Annotated in this window: 22 protein-coding genes; 14 read left to right on the top strand and 8 right to left on the bottom strand. The window is 73.1% G+C overall.

Annotation, left to right across the window (positions count from 1 at the left end):
- Window positions 1-111: 111 nt before the first annotated feature.
- Window positions 112-1,506, top strand: a complete 1,395-nt coding sequence (locus ACFWJO_RS11730; protein WP_384423241.1) for a cystathionine beta-synthase — start codon at window positions 112-114, stop codon at window positions 1,504-1,506.
- Window positions 1,507-1,866: 360 nt separating this feature from the next.
- Window positions 1,867-2,700 carry a MurR/RpiR family transcriptional regulator gene (locus ACFWJO_RS11725; protein WP_386864543.1) on the top strand — a complete coding sequence of 278 codons (834 nt, stop codon included), beginning with the start codon at window positions 1,867-1,869 and terminating at the stop codon, window positions 2,698-2,700.
- 5 nt (window positions 2,701-2,705) lie between these two features.
- On the opposite strand, the gene ACFWJO_RS11720 is transcribed toward ACFWJO_RS11725, so the two are convergent.
- The 6 genes from ACFWJO_RS11720 to ACFWJO_RS11695 all read right to left on the bottom strand — a co-directional run bounded on the left by ACFWJO_RS11720 (window position 2,706) and on the right by ACFWJO_RS11695 (window position 6,764).
- The gene (locus ACFWJO_RS11720; RefSeq protein ID WP_386864542.1) at window positions 2,706-3,077 is read right to left on the bottom strand and encodes a hypothetical protein; all 372 of its coding nucleotides are present in this window, start codon (window positions 3,075-3,077) and stop codon (window positions 2,706-2,708) included.
- Between the two features lie 29 nt (window positions 3,078-3,106).
- On the bottom strand, window positions 3,107-3,541 hold the full coding sequence (locus ACFWJO_RS11715) for a roadblock/LC7 domain-containing protein (RefSeq protein WP_128983634.1): 435 nt from the start codon (window positions 3,539-3,541) through the stop codon (window positions 3,107-3,109).
- A complete protein-coding gene (locus ACFWJO_RS11710) occupies window positions 3,541-4,320 on the bottom strand; it encodes a transcriptional regulator (RefSeq protein WP_386864541.1) in 780 nt (259 codons plus the stop codon). The genes ACFWJO_RS11715 and ACFWJO_RS11710 overlap by 1 nt, the downstream gene beginning before the upstream one ends.
- Window positions 4,317-4,712: a hypothetical protein gene (locus ACFWJO_RS11705; RefSeq protein WP_386864540.1), complete on the bottom strand. Its 396-nt coding sequence runs from the start codon at window positions 4,710-4,712 to the stop codon at window positions 4,317-4,319. The genes ACFWJO_RS11710 and ACFWJO_RS11705 overlap by 4 nt, the downstream gene beginning before the upstream one ends.
- Before the next feature lie 205 nt (window positions 4,713-4,917).
- The gene (locus tag ACFWJO_RS11700; RefSeq protein WP_386864539.1) at window positions 4,918-5,397 is read right to left on the bottom strand and encodes an SRPBCC family protein; all 480 of its coding nucleotides are present in this window, start codon (window positions 5,395-5,397) and stop codon (window positions 4,918-4,920) included.
- A complete protein-coding gene (locus ACFWJO_RS11695) occupies window positions 5,394-6,764 on the bottom strand; it encodes a diaminopimelate decarboxylase (protein ID WP_386864538.1) in 1,371 nt (456 codons plus the stop codon). The genes ACFWJO_RS11700 and ACFWJO_RS11695 overlap by 4 nt, the downstream gene beginning before the upstream one ends.
- Before the next feature lie 112 nt (window positions 6,765-6,876).
- Between ACFWJO_RS11695 and hutU the strand changes: the two genes are divergently transcribed.
- Genes hutU through ACFWJO_RS11670 form a run of 5 tightly spaced genes read left to right on the top strand, consistent with a single transcriptional unit; the run spans window position 6,877 to window position 13,063 of the window.
- Window positions 6,877-8,541 carry a urocanate hydratase gene (gene hutU, locus ACFWJO_RS11690; protein ID WP_386864537.1) on the top strand — a complete coding sequence of 555 codons (1,665 nt, stop codon included), beginning with the start codon at window positions 6,877-6,879 and terminating at the stop codon, window positions 8,539-8,541.
- Window positions 8,542-8,558: 17 nt separating this feature from the next.
- A complete protein-coding gene (locus ACFWJO_RS11685) occupies window positions 8,559-9,761 on the top strand; it encodes an allantoate amidohydrolase (protein WP_386864658.1) in 1,203 nt (400 codons plus the stop codon).
- On the top strand, window positions 9,758-11,092 hold the full coding sequence (locus ACFWJO_RS11680; protein WP_386864536.1) for a formimidoylglutamate deiminase: 1,335 nt from the start codon (window positions 9,758-9,760) through the stop codon (window positions 11,090-11,092). The genes ACFWJO_RS11685 and ACFWJO_RS11680 overlap by 4 nt, the downstream gene beginning before the upstream one ends.
- Window positions 11,093-11,109: 17 nt before the next feature.
- Window positions 11,110-12,357 carry an imidazolonepropionase gene (gene hutI / locus ACFWJO_RS11675; protein WP_386864535.1) on the top strand — a complete coding sequence of 416 codons (1,248 nt, stop codon included), beginning with the start codon at window positions 11,110-11,112 and terminating at the stop codon, window positions 12,355-12,357.
- Window positions 12,358-12,379: 22 nt separating this feature from the next.
- Window positions 12,380-13,063 (top strand): VOC family protein, encoded by a 684-nt coding sequence (locus ACFWJO_RS11670; RefSeq protein WP_386864534.1) that lies wholly within the window; start codon window positions 12,380-12,382, stop codon window positions 13,061-13,063.
- A gap of 85 nt (window positions 13,064-13,148) precedes the next feature.
- Here the strand turns inward: ACFWJO_RS11670 and ACFWJO_RS11665 are convergent, their stop codons facing one another.
- Both ACFWJO_RS11665 and ACFWJO_RS11660 read right to left on the bottom strand, forming a co-directional pair.
- Window positions 13,149-13,790 carry a phosphotransferase gene (locus ACFWJO_RS11665; RefSeq protein ID WP_386864657.1) on the bottom strand — a complete coding sequence of 214 codons (642 nt, stop codon included), beginning with the start codon at window positions 13,788-13,790 and terminating at the stop codon, window positions 13,149-13,151.
- 31 nt (window positions 13,791-13,821) lie between these two features.
- Window positions 13,822-14,682 (bottom strand): RNA polymerase sigma factor SigF, encoded by an 861-nt coding sequence (locus ACFWJO_RS11660; protein ID WP_386864533.1) that lies wholly within the window; start codon window positions 14,680-14,682, stop codon window positions 13,822-13,824.
- A 169-nt stretch (window positions 14,683-14,851) separates the two neighbouring features.
- Between ACFWJO_RS11660 and ACFWJO_RS11655 the strand changes: the two genes are divergently transcribed.
- The 7 genes from ACFWJO_RS11655 to ACFWJO_RS11625 all read left to right on the top strand — a co-directional run bounded on the left by ACFWJO_RS11655 (window position 14,852) and on the right by ACFWJO_RS11625 (window position 21,027).
- Entirely contained in the window at window positions 14,852-15,217 is a 366-nt protein-coding gene (locus ACFWJO_RS11655; protein ID WP_386864532.1) for an STAS domain-containing protein, read from the top strand.
- 229 nt (window positions 15,218-15,446) lie between these two features.
- Window positions 15,447-15,878: an ATP-binding protein gene (locus ACFWJO_RS11650; RefSeq protein ID WP_386864531.1), complete on the top strand. Its 432-nt coding sequence runs from the start codon at window positions 15,447-15,449 to the stop codon at window positions 15,876-15,878.
- Between the two features lie 133 nt (window positions 15,879-16,011).
- Window positions 16,012-16,719, top strand: a complete 708-nt coding sequence (locus ACFWJO_RS11645) for a peptidase (RefSeq protein ID WP_386864656.1) — start codon at window positions 16,012-16,014, stop codon at window positions 16,717-16,719.
- 452 nt (window positions 16,720-17,171) lie between these two features.
- Window positions 17,172-17,891, top strand: a complete 720-nt coding sequence (locus tag ACFWJO_RS11640; protein ID WP_386864530.1) for a hypothetical protein — start codon at window positions 17,172-17,174, stop codon at window positions 17,889-17,891.
- 29 nt (window positions 17,892-17,920) lie between these two features.
- Entirely contained in the window at window positions 17,921-19,027 is a 1,107-nt protein-coding gene (locus tag ACFWJO_RS11635) for a hypothetical protein (RefSeq protein ID WP_386864529.1), read from the top strand.
- Window positions 19,028-19,074: 47 nt separating this feature from the next.
- Window positions 19,075-20,478 carry a hypothetical protein gene (locus ACFWJO_RS11630; protein ID WP_386864655.1) on the top strand — a complete coding sequence of 468 codons (1,404 nt, stop codon included), beginning with the start codon at window positions 19,075-19,077 and terminating at the stop codon, window positions 20,476-20,478.
- A gap of 84 nt (window positions 20,479-20,562) precedes the next feature.
- Window positions 20,563-21,027, top strand: a complete 465-nt coding sequence (locus tag ACFWJO_RS11625) for a hypothetical protein (protein WP_386864528.1) — start codon at window positions 20,563-20,565, stop codon at window positions 21,025-21,027.
- Window positions 21,028-21,202 lie beyond the last annotated feature (175 nt).

Here is a 21,202-nt window from a genome sequence, read left to right as displayed (position 1 = left end):
GCCGCCACCTCCTTCGAGCCGTCTCGGTTACTCACTGCCCCGTAACCGGCTCCGACTACGCATCCCACGGAATACGCTGGCAGGACCATTACGGAGACCCCGGAGACTACGGTGCAATTCCACGACTCGATGATCAGCCTCGTCGGCAACACCCCGCTGGTGAAGCTCAACAGTGTGACGGCCGGCATTCAGGCGACCGTCCTGGCCAAGGTCGAGTACTTCAACCCCGGCGGCTCGGTCAAGGACCGCATCGCCCTGCGCATGATCGAGGCGGCCGAGGAGAGCGGCGCGCTCAAGCCCGGCGGCACCATCGTCGAGCCCACGTCCGGCAACACCGGCGTCGGCCTGGCGATCGTGGCCCAGCAGAAGGGCTACAAGTGCATTTTCGTGTGCCCCGACAAGGTGTCCACGGACAAGATCAACGTCCTGCGGGCCTACGGTGCCGAGGTCGTCGTCTGCCCGACGGCCGTCGACCCGGAGCACCCGGACTCGTACTACAACGTGTCGGACCGCCTCGTCCGTGAGACGCCGGGCGCCTGGAAGCCCGACCAGTACTCCAACCCGAACAACCCGCGCTCGCACTACGAGACCACCGGTCCCGAGCTGTGGGAGCAGACGGAGGGGAAGATCACCCACTTCGTCGCGGGCGTCGGCACCGGCGGCACCATCTCCGGCACCGGCAACTACCTGAAGGACGCCTCCGGCGGCAAGGTCCAGGTCATCGGCGCCGACCCGGAGGGCTCGGTCTACTCCGGCGGCTCCGGCCGCCCGTACCTGGTCGAGGGCGTCGGCGAGGACTTCTGGCCCACCGCCTACGACCGCAACGTCGCCGACCGCATCGTCGCGGTCTCCGACAAGGACTCCTTCCAGATGACCCGCCGCCTCGCCAAGGAGGAGGGCCTGCTCGTCGGCGGCTCCTGCGGCATGGCGGTCGTCGCCGCCCTCGAGGTCGCCCGGGAGCTCGGCCCCGACGACGTCGTGGTGGTCCTGCTGCCGGACTCCGGCCGCGGCTACCTCTCCAAGATCTTCAACGACGAGTGGATGGCCGACTACGGCTTCCTGGAGGACACCACCTCCGCGACCGTCGCCGACGTGCTCCGCCACAAGTCGGGCGGCATGCCCTCGCTCGTCCACATGCACCCGGACGAGACCGTCGGCCAGGCCATCGAGGTGCTGCGCGAGTACGGCGTCTCCCAGATGCCGATCGTGAAGCCGGGCGCCGGCCACCCCGACGTGATGGCCGCCGAGGTCATCGGCTCGGTCGTCGAGCGCGAGCTGCTGAGCGCGCTGTTCACCCAGAAGGCGTCCCTGGAGGACCCGCTGGAGGACCACATGTCCTCCCCGCTGCCGCAGGTCGGCTCGGGCGAGCCGGTCGCGGACCTGATGGCGGTGCTCGGCGACGCGGACGCGGCGATCGTGCTGGTCGAGGGCAAGCCCACCGACGTGGTCAGCCGCCAGGACCTGCTGGCCTTCCTGGCCGCGAGCGGCGGCCCGAAGCAGCACTGACGGCCGGTCAGCCCCCGCGGGAGCGGCGGCGGGTACGCGTTCGCGCAATCGGTACGAGCGCGACACGTACCCGCAGCACCCGCTTAACAAGGCACCGGCACAGTAGTCCTCGTCGGCGTCACGGACCTCCGGAGCGGCTCCCGGAACTCCTCGCACGCCGCGGACGCGGACCGGCCCTGACCCGGGCCCGTGTCCCTCGCGGGGACCGCCGTCGTCCCGCCCCCCGGAAACGGGGGTGCGGCGGTCCCCGCGCAACCTCCTCTTCCCCGGCGTCCCCAGCCGTCCCTTGCCTGTCTGCATATGTTCATGCAGAGTTCCAGGTGGATGAATAGGCAGACGGGTGGAAGGGGGACGGCAGGCATGAGCGACAGCCCGGCCGGACGGCTGCAGGCGCTCTTCGAAGGGCATCGGCTCACGCCGACCCAGCGGCGGATCGCGCACTGCATGGTGCGCCGCGCCGCCGACGTGCCGTTCCTGTCCAGCGTCGAGCTGGCCGAGCTCGCCGGCGTGAGCCAGCCCTCCGTCACCCGCTTCGCCGTGGCCCTGGGCTTCGACGGCTACCCGGCGCTCCGCAGGCACCTGAGGGAAAGCGTGCCCGCGGTCGCCGAGGAGCACGCCGCGCACAACGAGTACCAGCAGGCGGTGCTCGGCGAGATCGAGAACCTGAGGCACCTCGCCGAACTGCTCGCCGACCCCGCGCCCGTCGAGCAGGCCGGACGGCTGCTCGCCGCCTCGCGCCCGCTGCCCGTGCTGGGGCTGCGGGCGGCCTCCTCGCAGGCCCGGGGCTTCGCGTACTTCGCGGGCAAGGTCCACCCCGACGTACGGCTGCTCGACGAGGGCGGCTCGATGCTCGACGACCGCCTCGACGCGGCCGTACGGGCCGGGGCCTCGGCGCTGCTGTGCTTCGCGCTGCCCCGGCACCCGCGCGAGGTCGTCGACGCGCTCGCGTACGCCCGCTCGGCGGGCCTCACGGTGGTGACCGTCGCCGAGTCCGCGTTCGCACCCGTCGCCGCCCACAGCGACCTGCTCATCCCGGCCGCCGTCGGCACCGGCCTCGCCTTCGACACGGCCTGCGCGCCGATGCTGCTCGGCCGGGTGCTCCTGGAGGCGATGGCGGACGAACTGCCGGACGCCCAGGCCCGCCTGGAGGAGTTCGACGTGAAGGCGGCGGCGCGGGGCCTGTTCGTCGACTAGGCCGTCTAGACCTCGAGCTCCGCCTCGATCTTCTTGAGCTGGTGGCGGGCCATCGCCAGGTTGGCGCGGTTCTTGTCGAGGGCCAGGTAGAGGAAGAGGCCGGCCGAGCCCCGGGTCTTGAGCAGGCGGATCAGGTGGTACTGGCTGCCCAGGGTGATCAGGATGTCCTCGATCTCCTCGTTGAGGCCCAGCATCTCCATCGTGCGGACCTTGGCGCGGACCACGTCCGTGTTGCCGGCCGCCGCCACGTTCAGGTCGAGTTCCTTGCCGCCGCCGATCATGCCGAGGGCCATGCCGCTCGAGTAGTCGACGAGGGCGGCGCCGATCGCGCCTTCGATCTGGGCCGCTTCCTTCAGGGAGGTCTCGGTGTTCGCCATGCTGTTTCCTTCGTGAGAGGGGAATCCGGTCAGTTCGGGTCTCTGCGTTCCAGGGCGCCGTCGACGAGTTCGCCTATCCGTGCGCTGGACCGGCGGGCTTCCAGGTGGAGCCGGCCGACGTTGATGCGGGGTTCGGCGAGCAGGGTCAGGACGGCCGAGCCGCCCGCCGCGTACGTCGCCACGTAGCCGTGTTCGCCGCGGACCAGGAGCTCGCGGAAGCCGCCCTGTCCGGTGGTGTCGGCGAGCCGCTGCCCGACGCCCAGCGCGGCGGCCGTCAGTGCCGCCACGCTCTCCGCCTCACCGTCCACCGCGTCCTGGGCCAGGACCAGGCCGTCGGCGCTGGCCGTCAGGGCCCCGGTGAGCTGCGGCAGCCGGGCCCGCAGCCGTCTCAGCTCGACGAGCACCTCGGCTTCTGCGGTCATCATTTGTCTCCTCTCGGCGCGCAGGCGCAGGGCACGCCTCATCACAGAGCTGCCTCCAGGGCGTCGCGGAGCCGGCGAAGCAGGGCGATGTCGGGGTCGGGGGTGGCGACCGCCTCGCCCACCCACGCGGGGACGGAGGGCGGGGCCGGCGGCGGTGCCTCGTACGGGGTCTCGACCAGGCCGGCCGCGGCGAGCCGCCGGACGTCGAGCAGGGTGTGGAACGCGGGCCGGCCGAGCAGCCGGGCGAGGTCCGCCGGGGTGCGGACCCCGTCGGCCGCCGCGAGCAGCGCCCGCCCGCGGGCGCCGACCGGCTGGCCGGGGGCGGCCGGCCGGGGCACCACGGGCGCGCGGTCGACGGCGGGGTAGGGCCACACGCTGTCGAGGAGTTCGCGGCGGCGCAGCGTCTCGCGCTCGACGGCCCCGGTGTCGACCGGCCGTACCGTGCCGAACCAGTGCCCCACCCCGTACCGGAAGCGGGTGGGGCCGCTGGCGGGCGCGAGGGCGAAGAAGGCCGCGTCGAAGACGGCGCCGAGGTGGCATATCTCCAGCTCCCCGTCGTGCAGCCGGCCGCTGTCGACCAGGAAGCGGCCGACCGCGCCGCGTGCCCCGGCCCGGTCGACGGCCTCGTCCCAGCCCTCGCGTGGCAGCCGCCCGGCGGCGGTGAGCAGGACGTCGACGCCGGGGGAGTCGGGGCTCTCCGCGTGCACGACGCGGCCGTCGACGAGGTAGAGCGTGCCGTGGTCGCGCAGCAGGGCGCCGGTGGCCTTCTCGGCGGCGAGGCGGGTGAGCATCGGGGAGACGGGCGTGGCGGTGGCGTTCATCCGAGCACCAGCCGCTGGGCGAGGTCGCCGAGCCGGATGCGGGCGAGGGCGAGGTTGCCGGTGCTCCGGTCGAGCCAGAGGTGGAGGAAGACGCTGCTGTCGAAGGCGGTCTCGACGAAGCGGATCACGTGGTAGCCGGCGCGGGTGGTGACGATCAGGTCCTCGACGGGCGGGACGGCGGGGTCCGGTGGGGCGCCCTCGACGGCCGGGGACTCGAACTCGGCCGCGGCCCGCGCCAGTTCGGCGCTCTCGGCGGCGGTCGTCTCGTGGTCGCCGACCGGGGACTCGCCCGCCGCCCCGAGGGCCAGACCGCTGGTCCAGTCGACCAGCCAGGCCCCGCGTGCCCCCGGCAGGCCCATGGCCTCCAGCAGGCACTCGTCGATTCCGGGCACGCGTGATCCCCTCCCGATGCGGCGTGCGGACGTACGGCAGTAACGGTGACGCTACTCAACGTCGTGATCGTCGGCGGGAGTTCTGGCATTTTCCAGAGGAATTTGTCAGGACTGCTCGTCAGGACTGCCCGTCAGGACTACGCGCCAGGACTGCTGCTCGTCAGGATTGCTCGTCAGGAGTGCTCGGCCGTCGCTCCGGCCCCGCTCAGCCGCTGCTCTCGATCGCCCGCGCGATCTCGTCCAGGTCCTTGCCGAGGGCCTTCGCCACCGCCCGTGCGCCCAGGCGGCTGACCAGCCGGGTGAACAGGCCGGGGGTGCGGTCGTGGGCGGGGCGGGCGGTGAAGGTCATGCGGAGGGTGGTCGCGGTGGCGGAGGCCGCGGGCCCCTCGGGGGTGAGGGTGAGCTCGGAGGCGTAGTGCATGCCGTGGGAGTCGGCGACGGTGACGTACCGCTCGGTGGGCTCGCAGACGGTCACGGTCATCTCCTCCGTGGCGGCCTTGCCCATCATCCGGCGGGTCTCGCGCCAGCGGGTGCCCACCGCGAAGCCGCCCTCGGTGAGCACCTCGACCTTCTCGACGCCGGAGAGCACCCGCGGCATGTTCCGCAGGTCGGTGATCGATTCCCAGACCCGGCCGGGGGAGGCGGCGACCCGGCGTTCGACGACCACCGTCGTGGTTGCTGTCATGGCTCCATGGGAGCACCGGGGACGGACTCCCGCAGCGGCTGCCGCACGAGCGCGTCGGGATGTTCGCCGCCCGATTCGGCCACGATCTCGTCGAGCGTCTGGGCCCGGCGGACGGTGGTGAAGGCGACGCCGCCCGCGTCCGTCGGGGTGAATCCGTGCACGGCGGGCCGGGGCAGGCTGTTGTACGCGTAGTGGTGGGCGAAGTAGTACGCGCCGGTGTCCGGTACGGCCACGATGTCGCCGGGGCGCAGCAGCGGCAGGGCCTGGCCGGTGCAGAGCAGGTCGCCGGCGAAGCAGGCGGGGCCCGCCACGTCCTGGACGAGGGGCTCGCCGGTGCGGGGCCGGCCCTCGGAGTCGTAGCCGAGGATCCGCAGCGGCCAGGACTCGGGGGCGTAGACGGTGCGGGTGGCGACCTGGACGCCGGCGTGGGTGACGGCGATGGGGCGGCCGCCGGAGGTCTTGGTGTACTCGACGCGCGCCAGGACGGTGCCGTGCTTGGCGAGCAGCGAGCGGCCGAACTCGGTGACCAGGGCGTACCGCCCGTCGAGCAGGCCGGGCACGGTCGAGGCGAGCAGCGCCGCGTACTCGGCGTGGGTGGGGGTCTCCTCGTCGGAGGCGAAGTTGACCGGCAGCCCGCCGCCGATGTCGACGGTGTCGATCTGCTGCCGGCCGGCCTTGGTGTTGATCTCCTCGGCGAGCTCGTACGCCTCCCGTACGCCTTGGGCCATCAGGGCGAGCGGGATGCCCTGGGAGCCGGTGTGGGTGTGCAGGCGGGTGAGCCAGGGGCGGTCCAGATAGGCCTGGACGACCGCCTCCCGGGCCCCCGGGTCGCGCAGGGCCACGCCGAACTTGGAGGTGGCGGTCGCGGTGGACAGCGCGCCGATGGTCCCGGCGCCGACCTGGGGGTTGACCCGGACGCCGAGCGGCGAGGCGGTGGGCGCGGAGGCGACCAGGGCGTCGATCCTGGCCAGTTCCTGGAGGTTGTCGGCGTTGACCGCGATGCCGAGCGCGAGGGCCTGGCGCAGCTCGGCGGGCGTCTTGGCGGGGGAGTCGAGGACGGTGCGGGCGGGCGGCACGCCGGCGGCGCGGGCCAGGGCCAGTTCGCCGGGGCTCGCGACCTCGACGCCGAGGCCCGCCTCGTGCAGCAGGCGGAGCACGGGCACGAGCGGGCAGGCCTTGACGGCGAAGGCGTGCAGCACCGGTGCGTCGGTGACGGCGGCGAAGGCGCTGGTCAGGGCGGCGGCGGAGGCGCGGATTCCGGCGGTGTCGAGGAGGGCGACGACGGGTTCGGCGGCGGACAGGAGGCCTTGCTCGACGGCGGCGCGGACGGCCTGGTCGCGAGCGTGCTCCCGACGGGTCGAAGTCATGCCTTCATCCCACCACCGGGCGGGTCCGCCCCGCAGCTGTTGACTAAGACTATTCAGTCGCTCAGGATGTGAATACCTGAATGAATAGCCGACGAGCCGAGGAGGCATCGCCATGTCAGGACCCCGCCCCGTACGGGCCCCGCGCGGTACGGAACTGAGCGCCCTGGGATGGCAGCAGGAGGCCGCCCTCCGGATGCTGCAGAACAACCTCGACCCCGAGGTCGCCGAGCACCCCGACAAGCTCGTCGTCTACGGCGGCACCGGCAAGGCCGCCCGCGACTGGCGCTCCTTCGACGCCATGGTCCGCACCCTGAAGACCCTCAAGGCGGACGAGACCATGCTCGTCCAGTCCGGCCGCCCGGTCGGCGTCATGCAGACCCACGAGTGGGCCCCGCGCGTCCTCATCGCCAACTCCAACCTCGTCGGCGACTGGGCCAACTGGGAGGAGTTCCGCCGCCTGGAGCAGCTCGGCCTCACCATGTACGGCCAGATGACGGCCGGCTCCTGGATCTACATCGGCACCCAGGGCATCCTCCAGGGCACCTACGAGACCTTCGCCGCCGTCGCCGCGAAGAAGTTCGGCGGCAGCCTCGCCGGCACGATCACCCTCACCGCCGGCCTCGGCGGCATGGGCGGCGCCCAGCCGCTCGCCGTCACCATGAACGACGGCGTCGCCATCTGCATCGACTGCGACCCGCGCGCCATCGAGCGCCGCATCGAGCACCGCTACCTCGACGTGAAGGCCGACAACCTGGCCCACGCCCTCCAGCTCGCCACCGAGGCCCGCGACGCCCGCCGCCCGCTCTCCATCGGCCTCCTCGGCAACGCCGCCGAGCTGCTCCCGCAGATGCTCGCCGAGGGCGCGCCGATCGACATCGTCACGGACCAGACCTCCGCCCACGACCCGCTGTCCTACCTGCCCGTCGGCGTCGCCTTCGAGGACATGGCCGACGCGGCCGCCAAGGACCCGGCCGGCTTCACCCAGCGGTCGCGCGAGTCCATGGCGAAGCACGTCGAGGCCATGGTCGGCTTCATGGACGCCGGCGCCGAGGTCTTCGACTACGGCAACTCCATCCGCGGCGAGGCCCAGCTGGCCGGCTACGACCGCGCCTTCGCCTTCCCCGGCTTCGTCCCCGCCTACATCCGCCCGCTGTTCTGCGAGGGCAAGGGCCCGTTCCGCTGGGCCGCCCTGTCCGGCGAGGCCTCCGACATCGCCAAGACCGACAAGGCGATCCTCGACCTCTTCCCCGAGAACGAGTCCCTGCACCGCTGGATCAAGATGGCCGGCGAGCGCGTCCACTTCCAGGGCCTGCCCGCCCGCATCTGCTGGCTCGGCCAGGGCGAGCGCGACAAGGCCGGCGCCATGTTCAACGACATGGTCGCCGACGGCACCCTCGCCGCGCCCCTCGCCATCGGCCGCGACCACCTCGACTGCGGCTCCGTGGCCTCCCCGTACCGCGAGACCGAGGCCATGCTCGACGGCTCCGACGCCATCGCCGACTGGCCGCTGCTCAACGCCATGGTCAACGTCGCCTCCGGCGCCTCCTGGGTGTCGATCCACCACGGCGGCGGCGTCGGCATGGGCCGCTCCATCCACGCCGGCCAGGTCTCGGTGGCCGACGGCACCAAGCTCGCCGGCGAGAAGATCCGCCGCGTGCTGACGAACGACCCCGGCATGGGCGTCATCCGCCACGTCGACGCCGGCTACGACATCGCCGAGCGGGTCGCCGACGAGAAGGGCGTCCGCGTCCCGATGCGCGAGGGCGACGACGCGTGAGCACGTCCTTCCACGCCATGTGGACGTCGCTGCGGCCCACCGGCCGCAGCGACGCCTCGGGCGGATACCGCCGCTACGCCTGGACCGGCGCCGACGCCGACTGCCGGCTCTGGTTCCGCATGCAGGCGGAGGCCCGCCGCCTCGACGTCGAGACCGACCGCAACGGCAACCAGTGGGCCTGGCTCGGCGACCCCACCGCCGGTGACGCCGTCGTCACCGGCTCCCACCTGGACTCCGTCCCCGACGGCGGCGCCTTCGACGGCCCGCTCGGCGTCGTCTCCGCCTTCGCCGCCCTCGACGAACTCCGCGCCCGCGGCGTCTCGTTCCGGCGGCCCCTCGCCATCGTCAACTTCGGTGACGAGGAAGGCGCCCGCTTCGGGCTCGCCTGCGTCGGCTCCCGGCTCACCTCCGGGCAGCTGACCAAGGAGAAGGCCTTCGAACTGCGCGACGCCGACGGCATCAGCCTCCCGCAGGCCATGGAGGCCGCCGGCTACGACCCCGAGGCCATCGGCCCGGACCACGAGCGGCTCGCCCGCATCGGCGCCTTCGTCGAACTGCACGTCGAGCAGGGCCGCGCCCTGGACCTGTCCGGCGACGCCGTCGGCATCGCCTCCGCCATCTGGCCGCACGGCCGCTGGCGGTACGACTTCCACGGCGAGGCCAACCACGCGGGCACCACCCGGCTCGTCGACCGGCGCGACCCGATGCTGCCGTACGCCGAGACCGTGCTCGCCGCCCGCCGCGAGGCCGAACTCGCGGGCGCCGTCGCCACCTTCGGCAAGATCGCCGTCGAGCCCAACGGCGTCAACGCCATCCCCTCGCTCGTGCGCGGCTGGCTCGACGCGCGCGCCGCCGACCAGGAGTCCCTGGACGCCGTCGTCGCCGGCATCGAGACCGCCGCCCGCGACCACGCCGTGCGCCAGGGCGTCGACCTCGCCGTCGTCCGCGAGTCCTTCACCCCGGTCGTCGAGTTCGGGCACGCGCTGCGGGAGGAGATGGGGCGGATCCTGGGCGAGACGACCGGCGACAAGGTCCCGGTCCTCGGGACCGGCGCGGGACACGACGCGGGAATCCTGTCCGCCTCGATCCCGACCGCCATGCTGTTCGTACGGAACCCCACGGGCGTCTCGCACTCCCCGGCCGAGTTCGCGGCCGAGGACGACTGCGTGGCGGGCGTCCGCGCACTCGCCGACGTACTGGAAGGACTGGCGTGCAGGTGACCACGACGTACTGGCTCGAGCACGCCTGGCTCGGCACGAACGTCGAGCCGGGCGTCGTGCTCGACGTCTCCGACGGCCGCATCGCGGCCCTACGGACCGGCGTCGACACCCCGCCGCCCGGCGCCGAGGTGCTGCGCGGCTTCACCCTCCCCGGCCTGGCGAACGCACACTCGCACGCCTTCCACCGGGCCCTGCGCGGCACCGTCCAGGTCGGCTCCGGCACCTTCTGGACCTGGCGCGAGGTCATGTACACGGTCGCCCAGCGCCTCACCCCCGACAGCTACTTCGCCCTCGCGCGCGCCGTGTACGCGGAGATGGCCCTGGCCGGCATCACCTCCGTCGGCGAGTTCCACTACCTGCACCACGCGCCCGGCGGCGCCCCGTACGCCGACCCCAACGCCATGGGCGAGGCCCTCATCGCGGCCGCCGCGGAAGCCGGCATCCGGATCACCCTCCTCGACACGGCCTACCTCTCGTCCGGCTTCGGCGCGGCACCGGAGCCGCACCAGCTCCGCTTCAGCGACGGCACCGCCGACGCGTGGGCGGAGCGGGTGTCGCTCCTGAAGGAGCGCGAGGGCGTCCGGATCGGTGCGGCCGTCCACTCCGTACGGGCCGTCCCGGCCGACCAGCTGTCGACGGTGGCCGGCTGGGCGCAGGACCGTCAGGCCCCGCTCCACGTCCACCTCTCCGAGCAGACCGCCGAGAACGAGGCCTGCCTCGCCGCCCACGGCCGCACGCCGACCCAGCTCCTCGCCGACCACGGCGTCCTGGGCGCGCGGACCACGGGCGTCCACAACACGCACATGACGGACGCCGACATCGCGCTGATCGGCTCCACCACGACCGGCACCTGCATGTGCCCCACGACGGAACGGGACCTCGCGGACGGCATCGGCCCCGCCGTCGCCCTCCAGCGCGCCGGATCCCCCCTCTCCCTCGGCAGCGACAGCCACGCGGTCGTCGACCTCCTGGAAGAGGCCCGCGCGATGGAACTCGACGAGCGCCTGCGCACCCGCACCCGCGGCCACTGGACCGCCGCGGCACTGCTGCGCGCGGCGACCGCGGACGGCCACGCGGCCCTCGGCTGGCAGGACGCGGGCACCCTGGAGACCGGCGCGCTCGCCGACTTCACGACGATCGCCCTGGACTCCGTCAGGACAGCGGGGCCGGCACCGCGTCTGGCAGCCGAGACGGCGGTATTCGCAGCGTCGGCCGCGGACGTGCGGCACACGGTCGTGGGCGGGCGTCACGTCGTACGGGACGGGGTCCACTCCTCCGTACCGGACGCCGGCCGCGCCCTCGCGGACTCGATCGCCGCCCTGCGCGGCTGAAGGAGAGATCTCTCAAGATGAACACGGGCCCGGCGGCGAGGAACAACCCCGCGGCGACCTCCGCCCCCACGAGCGCGAACAGCGCCGTGGCGACGACCGCCACCGCCATCGTCAACATCGCCAGTCTCGTCACCAACGACCCCTCCCTCGGTGATGGAACTCCTCTCGGCCTGATCCAGGACGCGGCCGTCGTCATCGAAGGCGACCGTGTCGTCTGGGTCGGTGAATCAAGCAAAGCACCCGCCACTGACAACCGGGTCGACGCCGGCGGCCGGGCGGTCGTCCCCGGCTTCGTCGACTCCCACTCGCACCTGGTCTTCGCGGGCGACCGGACCGCCGAGTTCCACGCGCGGATGTCCGGCCAGCCGTACCAGGCGGGCGGCATCCGCACGACGGTCGCGGCCACGCGCGCCGCGTCCGACGCCGAGCTCTCCGCCAACGTCGCCCGCTACATGTACGAGGCGCTGCGCCAGGGCACGACCACTTTCGAGACCAAGTCCGGCTACGGCCTGACGGTCGAGGACGAGGCCCGCGCGCTGCGCGTCGCCGCCGAGCACACCGACGAGGTCACGTACCTCGGCGCGCACATCGTGCCGCCCGACTACGCCGACGACCCGGCCGGGTACGTGGACCTGGTGACCGGCGAGATGCTGGACGCCTGCGCCCCGTACGCCCGTTGGGTCGACGTGTTCTGCGAGAAGGGCGCCTTCGACGGCGACCAGGCCCGCGCGGTCCTCACCGCCGGGCAGGCGAAGGGCCTGCAGGCCCGCGTCCACGCGAACCAGCTCTCGTACGGCCCCGGTGTGCAGCTGGCGGTGGAGCTGGACGCGGCGAGCGCGGACCACTGCACGCACCTGACGGACGAGGACGTCGACGCGCTGGCCAACTCGTCGACGGTCGCCACCCTTCTCCCGGGCGCGGAGTTCTCGACGCGGGCGCAGTGGCCGGACGCGCGCCGCCTCCTGGACGCGGGCGTGACCGTCGCCCTGTCCACGGACTGCAACCCGGGCTCGTCCTTCACGTCCTCCGTGCCCTTCTGCATCGCGCTCGCGGTCCGCGACATGCGGATGACGCCGGACGAGGCCGTCTGGTCCGCCACAGCGGGCGGTGCGGCGGCCCTGCGCCGCACGGACGTCGGCCGCCTGAGCGTGGGCGCCCGCGCGGACCTGATGATCCTCGACGCGCCGTCGCACGTGCACCTGGCGTACCGCCCGGGTGTTCCGCTGGTCGCGGAGGTCTGGCGAAAGGGCCTGCGAACGGTCTGAAGCCGCGGCTAGGTTGGCGCGCATGCAGACGCCCCCTCAGCCCCCTCAGTCTCCTCGGCCCCAGAAGATCCGCCCGAGCCGCTTCCGCGAGACTCCCGGCCTCGACGACTGGCGGGTCCTCGGCGAGGGCGCCTGTGCGTACTTCCGCACCGGCACCTTCGCCGCGGGCGCCCGCTTCGTCGCCGAGCTCGCCGCCCTGCCGGAGACGGCGGACCGCGCCCCGGACGTGGACGTCCGCCCGGACGGGGTCACGGTCCGCCTGGTCACGGCGACGGACGAGCTGTACGGCCTGACGGAGCACGACCCCGCCCTGGCGCAGCGCATCTCCCGCCTGGCGGCGGACCACGGCCTGGTCCCGGACCCCTCCGCCCTGAGCACGGTCCAGGTCACCGTGGACGCCCTGTCCATCGACAAGGTCACGCCCTTCTGGCGCGCCCTCCTCGGCTACGAGCACCGCGCGGGCAGCCCGGAGGACCTCATCGACCTCCGCCGCCGCAACGCCGCCTTCTACTTCCAGCAGATGGACACCCCGCGCCCCCAGCGCAACCGCGTCCACGTCGACGTCTGGGTCCCCCACGACCAGGCCGAGACCCGCATCGCCGCCGCCCTCTCAGCCGGCGGCACCCTCGTCACCGACGCCCACGCCCCGTCCCACTGGGTCCTCGCGGACCCGGAGGGCAACGAGGCGTGCGTGGGCACGCTGTGACCTCTGCGGACCCGACGCCCCGAAGCTGATGCGGCCGGGCGAAGTGCCGGGTGACGTGCAGGTCGGCTGTTTTGGCGGGCTTGGGCTACGGGGCCAGGGTCGTGACCAGGTGGCCGGCCGTCGGTACGGCCGTGCGTTCCGACGGGGACAGGTTCGGGTCCGCCGTGCGGAGGGTGGTTGCCTCGGGGAGGTGCGGCGTGACCGGGGTGGTCAGGTGGGTGAGGAGGGTTGTCAGGGCCGTGCGGGCGCCTTCCGCGTACGGGGCGGCGGAGAGGGCCGCCTCCGCGAGGAGGAGGGCGGACATCGCGCGGTCCAGGCCCGGCGGGCCCTCGCGGGCGGTGCGCCAGTCGATGACGACGGGGCCCTTCGGTGCGAGGACGACGTTGCCGGGGTGGAGGTCCAGGTGGATCCACGGTGTGGTGCCGAGGCGGTGGAGCAGGTCGGCGAGGAGCGCGCCCGCGGCCTCGGGAGTGACGGCGCCCGCGGCCGCCGACTCCAGCAGCGTCGGGCCGTGCAGGCGCTCCATGACCAGGTCCGGGCCCGACGCGCGGGCGACCCGCGGCACGGGATAGCCGCGCCGCGCGAGGTCGCGCATGATCCTGGCCTCGGGCTCCGCGTCACCGCCGTCGCGGTAGCGGCGCAGCACCCGGCCCTCGTCCGGTCCGGCGAGGGCGTACACGTCGGCCGACCGGCCCGTACCGAGCAGCGCGCCGGTCCCGACGGGCATGTCGTTCACGGCGCCCCCACCCTGTCCGGCCTCACTCCTCGGCCGTCAGGCCCTTGCGCAGCCGCGCCAGCGTACGGGACAGCAGCCGCGACACGTGCATCTGCGAGATGCCCAGCTCCTCGCCGATCTCCGACTGGGTGAGCCCGGCCGTGAAGCGCAGCGACAGTATGCGGCGCTCGCGCGCCGGAAGCGACGCGATCATCGGCTTGAGCGACTCGACGTATTCGATGCCCTCGATGCCGTGGTCCTCGTAGCCGAGCCGGTCGGCGAGGGTCGCGCCGTCCGCGTCGGTCTCCTCGGGCGGGGCGTCGAGCGAGCTCGCGGTGTACGCGTTGGCCGCGGTCATGCCCTCGACGACCTCTTCGGTACGGATGCCCAGCTCGCGGGCGAGCTCCTCGACGGTGGGCGCCCGGTCGAGGCGCTGGGCGAGTTCGTCGCCGGCCTTGGCCAGGTCGAGGCGGAGCTCCTGGAGCCTGCGCGGGACGTGCACCGACCACGAGGTGTCGCGGAAGAAGCGCTTGATCTCGCCGATGATCGTCGGCATCGCGAAGGTGGGGAACTCGACGCCCCGCGCCAGTTCGAAGCGGTCGATCGCCTTGATGAGGCCGATGGTGCCGACCTGGACGATGTCCTCCATCGGTTCGCTGCGGGTGCGGAACCGAGAGGCGGCGAACTTGACCAGGGCCAGGTTGAGTTCGATCAGGGTGTTGCGGACGTACGCGTACTCGTGCGTGCCCTCCTCCAGGTCGCCGAGGCGGGCGAAGAGGGTCTTCGACAGGGCGCGCGCGTCGTGCGGCGCGATCTCGTCGGCGTGCGGGATCCGCGGGAGTTCCGCGAGGTCCTGGGCCGTCTGGTCCGGTACGTCGAGCCGGGGGGACATGGTCTCCTCCATCGTTGTCTCGCTGCGGTTTGCGGCGCCTCCAAAGCCGGCCAAGTGGAAGGTGTCCTTCTAGCCCTACCGGTTCGACCCCGATGGTTGCAAGTGGCAATTGTCCGGTTCATTACGGTATGGGGTGGAGCTTGTGTGCGGCGCACGCGGGTGCGCTTGTATGGTTCGACGCATGTACCGCCAGCACATCGGCAGCGCACCCGGGCGGTTCCGGGTCGAGGTCCGGACCGTGGGGGCGAGCGAGGTGCTCACCCCTGTGGGTGAGCTCGATCACCACACCGCCGAACTGTTGCGTGCGCCACTCGACCACGCGCTCGACGAGGGCCGGACACGCCTCGTACTCGACTGCTCACGCCTCGAGTTCTGCGACTCGACCGGACTGAACGTCCTGCTCGGCGCCCGGCTCAGAGCCGACGCCGCCGGCGGCGGGGTTCATCTGGTGGCGATGCGGCCCCCGGTGGCCAGGGTCTTCGAGATCACCGGAGCGGACGCCGTCTTCACCATCCACGACTCGCTCGACTCGGCCCTTCCCGGCTGAGTGGGTCGAGTGGCTGGATGGTTGAACGGTTGAATGGTGAATTGCTGAACGGCCGAATTGCTGAACGGCCGAACGGCTGAATGGCTGAGGGGGCGAGTGGTTGAGTGGTCGAGTCCGCCCCCCGGGGCCGTCCGGCGCCCGGCCTACCAGGCCCGCCCCCGCCACCCTGTGTCCTGAACCCGTCAAACTCGTCAAACGGTTGAACCGGCTGAATCGGTGAGGTGAAGCGTTGAAGGAGACCGCCTCCGGCGACCCCGAGGTCCGCACCCTCGCCCTCGGGGCGGCCAGTGGCACCGTTCCGCTCGCGCGTGACTTCACCCGGCAGGCGCTGCACGACTGGGGCTGGCTGCCGGCCGCGACCGCCGACCGCAGGGCCGCCGCCGAGGACGTCCTCCTCGTCGTCTCCGAACTCGTCACCAACGCCTGCCTGCACGCCGAGGGCCCGGAGAGCCTCCGCGTGCTGCGCCTCGCCGGCGTGCTGCGCCTCGAGGTCGTCGACCGCGGCGCCGGCCAGCCCGCCCCGCGCACCCCGCACCGCGCCGGGCGGCCGGGCGGCCACGGCATGTTCATCGTCCAGCGGCTCTGCCGCGCCTGGGGCATCGACCGCGTGCCCGGCGCCCCCGGCAAGACGGTCTGGGCGGAACTCGCCGCACCCGCGTAGGGCGCCCGCGCATCCCGCCCGAACGCCCCGTAGGACTTTCACATCCTTCTCTCTTCCCTCTACAAGGCCCCCGGCGTACCTTGACGGCCAATCTGATATACCGTCAGCAACCTTGCGGTGAGGGGTGTTCGAGGTGCCGGACCCGAGGAGAACGGCCCGTGGGCTGACGGTGGCGATCGCGGTGGCGGGCTCGGCCGTCCTGCTGTCCGCGCCCGCCGCCCACGCCGCCGTCGTCGACGTCGACTACGCCTGCGAGACCAAGATCGGCCCCAAGAGCGCGGTCTCGCCCGTCGACATCAAGGCCGAGAAGAACGGCAGCTCGTACAGGATCACGATGTCCTTCGACAAGGGCGTCTCCGACAGCCCGATCGAACTGCCCAAGGGCGTCATGACGCCCCGCGCCGAACTCGTCGTCGGTGGCGCCGACAGCGGGAAGGTCCAGGTCAAGGGCGTGCCCAACTCGGCCGCCATTCCGCCCAACACTCCCATCAAGATCGGGCAGTTGACCGGCACGTACACGCCGAAGAAGAGTGGCAGGGTCACCTTCACGGCGGGCACGCTCACCGTCCACGCTCTCGGCATGGACGCGGCCGTCTGCAAGCCCTCCAACAACCCCAAGCCCTCGCTCGAACTCGACGTGACGGCCGCGGCGGGCGGCGGTTCCGGCGGCTCCGACGACTCCTCGGGCGGTACGACGCAGTCGGGCGGCGGCCGGCTGCCCAAGACCGGCCCGCTCGACTCGGCCGCCGCACTCGGCACCCTCGGCGGCACCGTGCTGCTCACCGGCACGGCCGGGGTGCTCTGGCTCACCCGTCGCACGGCACGGCACACGGCACGCTGATGCGGGCGGCACGGGCCGGGAACGGGCCTCGGCTTGGTGACGCGGACGGGGCGGCGCCCTTCCGGTACGGGCTTGGGCGCGGCGACGCGGGCGGGGCGGGGCTCTTCCGGTGCGGCCTTCGGCGCGGCGGTGTCGGTGGCCCCGGCGGCGGCAGCGGAGGCAGCGGGGCCGGCGGAGGGGGCGGAGGCGGTGGCCGGGCCGGCGCGGGCGGTCTCCTTCGGCCCGCGCCCAGCCGCGCCGCCGCCGCGCTCCTCGTGCTGCTCTCGGCCGCCCTGCCGGCGGCCGCCTCACCCGCCTCGGCCCACGCCTGGAAGGCGCCACAGGCCCAGCCGGAGGCCGCACCTCCGGCCCAGCGGCCCCCGCAGGCCGCACCTCCGGCCCAGCGGGCCCCACAGGCCGCACCCCCCGCCCAGCACGTCCGACTTCCCGACACGCAGCAGGGCCGTCAGGCCATGGCGCCACCCGCCCCGGCCCGCTGGAGTGCCGTGCCCGCCGCCGGGCGGCCGTACGTCTACCTGGAGGGCCCGGTCGGCAGCGTGCTCCAGGACACCCTTTCGGTCACCAATCCCGGCGCCGAACCGCTCACCGTCCGGCTCACCGGACAGGGCGCGGCCGTCGCCTTCGCCGTGCGGACGGTGACCGTGCCCGCGAGGACGCGGGCCGACGTGCCCTTCGCCGTCACCGTCACCGCCGACACCCCGCCCGGTGACCATCGCGGCGAAGTACGGGCAAGCGCGGGCGGACGCGAGACCACCGTCCCGCTCCACCTGCGGGTCAGCGGGCCGCGGCTCGCCGCGCTCACCGTCGAGGACGTCGCTGTCGGGCGCTCGGGCACCCTGCGCTACACCCTGGTCAACCGTGGCAACACCGTGCTCGCCCCGCGCCTCGCCGTCCGCGCCGAGGGCCTCTTCGGCACCGTGCTCGACCGCCCCGAACACGCCCTTCCGCTCGTCCTGCGGCCCGGCGAACGCGTCACCCGCACCGAACCCTGGCCCGACCCGCCCTTGCTCGACTCGGTCACCGTGCACCTGACGGCCGGCGCCCCCGGCGCGGCACCGGCGACCGCCCGCGCGGACGCCGCCTTCGCCTCCGCGGCGGGCGTCGGCGCCCTGGCGGCCGTCCTCCTCGCGACGGCGGGCTCGGCCACGTACGCGATACGGAGGAGACGATGACGTACCCGCGTACGGCACCACGTACAGCCGTGACCGCAGCCGTGGGCGCACCGCTCACCGCACCGCTCACCGCACCGCTCACCGCACCGCTCACGGCACTACTCACCGCACTGCTCACCGCCTTGCTCGTCGCCCTGCCGTCCGCCACCCCGGCCGTCGCCGCGGCGGGCCCCACCGTCGCGCTCTCGCAGGGCGAGGGCGGCAAGGGCGGCGAGATCACCGTGAGCGGCACCGGCTGGAAGCCCGGCGCGCTGCTCATGCTGCTGATCTGCGGGCAGGCCGCGCCCGGCAAGGGCGTCATCGGCGGCACCAACTCCTGCGCCAACACCGACGGCCGCGCCGCCACCGTCGACGCCAAGGGTGCCTTCAGCCAGAAGCTGCCGGTCGCCGAACCGCCCGAGCCCTGCCCCTGCGTCGTCCACGTGGCCGGAGTGACCGGCCAACAGGACACCGTGGACGTCGAGTTCACCGTCGCCGGGCACCCCACCGAGCCACTGCCCGAGGACGCCGGCAGCGGCCGGCTCGTCGTACTCACCTCCGCCCGGCTGGAGGGTTCGAGCGGCGTCCTGGTCTGGTTCGGCGCGCCCGCGCGCCGCGAGATCGTCGTCACCCTCGGGAACCTCGGGCAGACTGCGGTCAAGGACCCGGTCTTCGAAGTCGGCACCAGCCACGGGGTGTTCGCGCCGCAGTACGAGGAACGCCAGTGGCGCGGCACCATCGAGCCCGGCCGCAAGGCGCTGGTGAGGCTGCCGGTCGAGCTGACGGCGGGCGCCCACGGCGACTACCAGGTGTCCGTGCGCCACGGCGGGAAGGTCCTGGTCGAGCAGCCCTGGGGCGTCGGCCGCCCGTACGGCGTCACGCTCTTCTGGGTGCTCCTCGCGCTCGTCGTCCCGGCCGCCGTCTTCCGCATCGGCATGGCGGTCGTCGACCGGGTCCGCCCGCAGGGCGCGCACGGGCCGCACCGGCCCCGCCGGACATCCCGCCGCACGCCCGGTGAACCGGGGCGCTCACCGGGCGGGGCGCCCGTACCCGTACCGGCGGCGCCGTCCGCCGACGAACCGACCGCGGTCCTGCCGTGGTTCACCCCCGATTCCGCACCGTCAGAGAACAGCCCGACGACGAAGGGACAGTCGTGAGGACGACACGCACGACACGGAGGATCAGCGCGGCCGGCGTCGCGCTGATGCTCGGCGGCGCGGGAATCCTGCTGGCCGCCGGCCCCGCCATGGCGGCGGAGGTCTCGTACAAGACCGAGTGCATCCCGCCCTCCATCTCCGGCCTCCCGCCGGTGCAGGGCACCACCAAGGTGCAGATCACCGCGCCCGCCGAGGCCAAGGTCGGTGACGAGGTGGAGGTGGTCTGGAAGACGGTCCAGGCCGCCTCCAAGAACCCGGACATCCTCGACCTGGAGAAGGACACGGTGAAGCCGACCGGCGTCGTCAAGCTGGGCGGCGCGGCGAGCGGCACGCTGGCGATGGAGGGCCCGCGGCAGAACCCGCCGATCCCGAAGAACAGCCCGATGGTCCTGCCGGACATGAAGGGCAGGCTGAAGCTGGAGAAGGCGGGCGAGATCACGCTGACGCCCGACAAGTACACGATCAACGTGTCCAAGCCGATGTCGACGGACACGAAGTGCTCGCCGAAGGAGACGGTCGCGGTCGGCGCCACGATCAAGGTGACGGACGGCGGCGGTTCCTCCAGCGGCGGCACGACGACGTCCGGCGGCACGTCGACATCGGGCGGTACGTCGACGTCCGGCGGTACGTCGACGTCCGGCGGCACGTCGACATCCGGCGGTACGTCGACGTCCGGCGGTGGTACGACGACATCCGGCGGTACGACGACCACCGCGGGCGGTACGACGACCACCGGCGGCACCACCACTTCCGGCGGCAGCACGACCTCCGGCGGCACCACCACCTCCGGCGGCACCGCCACCTCCGGCGGTGGCGGCGGGCAGACCGACTTCCCCGGCAAGGAAGTCGCCGTGAATTTCGCCTGCCAGGCCCCCGGCCCCGCGTCCATCGCCTCCAAGGTCACCATCAACGCCAGGAAGAACGGCGGCTCCTACGACCTCACGGTCAGGACCGCCAAGGGCGTCATGAACAGCCCGGCCGCCCTCCCCAAGGGCGCGCTCAAGCCCTCCATGGCCGTGAGGATCGGCGGTGCCGACAGCGGCACGGTCACCGTCACCGGCGCGCCCAACCCCGAACCGCTGGAGGCGGGCAAGCCGGTCGACCTGACCGACATGACCGGCACGTACAAGCCGGGCGCGTCCGGCAAGGCCACCCTGAGCCCCGGCAAGCTGACGATCAGCGTGACGCTCGGCGGCTCGCCGATCGTCATCCCGTGCGAGGTCAAGGGCTCCGTGCAGGCCTCGCTCACGCTCGACACCGAGAAGCAGGCCGGCGGCGCGGCCGGCGGCTCGTCGACCATCACGTCCGGCGGAGGTTCGGGCGGCGGGCTCGCCGAGACCGGTGCCGAGGACGGCGGCGCCCTGCGCGCCCTCGCCCTGGTCGCGGGCACGGTGATCCTGCTCGGCGGCGCGGTGTTCACGTTCACCCCGTGGGCGCGGCTCCGTAGGTAGCGGGACGGAGCGGCCCATGGGAGGCGGTACTCAGCGTCTACTCATTACCCTCGGTAGTCCTTGTGTCGCCCCGAGCGTGAATGGTTGTCTCCAGGTGTTCGCCCGAGCGAACGCCTGGACACGCACGACCTGCTCGACCAGCAGGTGAACGACGTGCCGGGCCCTCACGAAGGGCTCGGCACGAGGAAAGGAACGCACATGCGCTGGGGGAAGAAGCTCGCGTCCGGAGCACTCGCCGTCATGCTGGGTGCCGCGGGCACCGGACTGCTCGCCGCCGCACCGGCCCAGGCCGCCGGAAAGTACACCTGCAAGGCGTACGCGAGCATGGACAAGCTGGGCCGGCCCACGGCGTACTCGACCTGCAAGTCGGGCAGCGGCAAGGCCGTCAAGCAGCACCGGGTCGTCATCAAGTGCGACCAGGTGCAGGGGGCGCGCGAGCACGTCATGACCTGGACGCTCTACGGTCCGTGGGTCGGGCCGGGCCAGAAGTCCAACGTCCGGTGCGGTACGAAGAACTTCCTGCGCGGCTTCAGCGCCCAGACGCGCTGACGACCGGACGCGCTGACGACCGGACCAGCTGACGACGAAGGGCCTGGCCCGGCACCCGAGAGGGGTGCCGGGGCCGGGCCCTCTCACCAGGAGTCCTTTAGGGAGTCCACACACATCTCCCCCGGAAGCGCGGATCTTCTTTCCCCCTGTCCCGGAAGCCCAGCCCACGGCGACG

Source organism: Streptomyces sp. NPDC127092 (assembly GCF_042722475.1).
Taxonomy (GTDB): Bacteria; Actinomycetota; Actinomycetes; order Streptomycetales; family Streptomycetaceae; genus Streptomyces.
This window is presented reverse-complemented; position numbering and strand designations above follow the sequence as displayed.

Bases quoted from the DNA above. Each gene is read 5' to 3' on its own strand.
- ACFWJO_RS11725 (WP_386864543.1), top strand. From the start codon at position 1,867: ATGAGCGACAGCCCGGCCGGACGGCTGCAGGCGCTCTTCGAAGGGCAT.
- ACFWJO_RS11720 (WP_386864542.1), bottom strand. From the start codon at position 3,077: ATGGCGAACACCGAGACCTCCCTGAAGGAAGCGGCCCAGATCGAAGGC.
- ACFWJO_RS11715 (WP_128983634.1), bottom strand. From the start codon at position 3,541: ATGAGGCGTGCCCTGCGCCTGCGCGCCGAGAGGAGACAAATGATGACC.
- ACFWJO_RS11710 (WP_386864541.1), bottom strand. From the start codon at position 4,320: ATGAACGCCACCGCCACGCCCGTCTCCCCGATGCTCACCCGCCTCGCC.
- ACFWJO_RS11700 (WP_386864539.1), bottom strand. From the start codon at position 5,397: ATGACAGCAACCACGACGGTGGTCGTCGAACGCCGGGTCGCCGCCTCC.
- ACFWJO_RS11695 (WP_386864538.1), bottom strand. From the start codon at position 6,764: ATGACTTCGACCCGTCGGGAGCACGCTCGCGACCAGGCCGTCCGCGCC.
- hutU (WP_386864537.1), top strand. From the start codon at position 6,877: ATGTCAGGACCCCGCCCCGTACGGGCCCCGCGCGGTACGGAACTGAGC.
- ACFWJO_RS11685 (WP_386864658.1), top strand. From the start codon at position 8,559: ATGTGGACGTCGCTGCGGCCCACCGGCCGCAGCGACGCCTCGGGCGGA.
- hutI (WP_386864535.1), top strand. From the start codon at position 11,110: ATGAACACGGGCCCGGCGGCGAGGAACAACCCCGCGGCGACCTCCGCC.
- ACFWJO_RS11670 (WP_386864534.1), top strand. From the start codon at position 12,380: ATGCAGACGCCCCCTCAGCCCCCTCAGTCTCCTCGGCCCCAGAAGATC.
- ACFWJO_RS11665 (WP_386864657.1), bottom strand. From the start codon at position 13,790: ATGCCCGTCGGGACCGGCGCGCTGCTCGGTACGGGCCGGTCGGCCGAC.
- ACFWJO_RS11660 (WP_386864533.1), bottom strand. From the start codon at position 14,682: ATGGAGGAGACCATGTCCCCCCGGCTCGACGTACCGGACCAGACGGCC.
- ACFWJO_RS11655 (WP_386864532.1), top strand. From the start codon at position 14,852: ATGTACCGCCAGCACATCGGCAGCGCACCCGGGCGGTTCCGGGTCGAG.
- ACFWJO_RS11640 (WP_386864530.1), top strand. From the start codon at position 17,172: ATGGCGCCACCCGCCCCGGCCCGCTGGAGTGCCGTGCCCGCCGCCGGG.
- ACFWJO_RS11630 (WP_386864655.1), top strand. From the start codon at position 19,075: ATGCTCGGCGGCGCGGGAATCCTGCTGGCCGCCGGCCCCGCCATGGCG.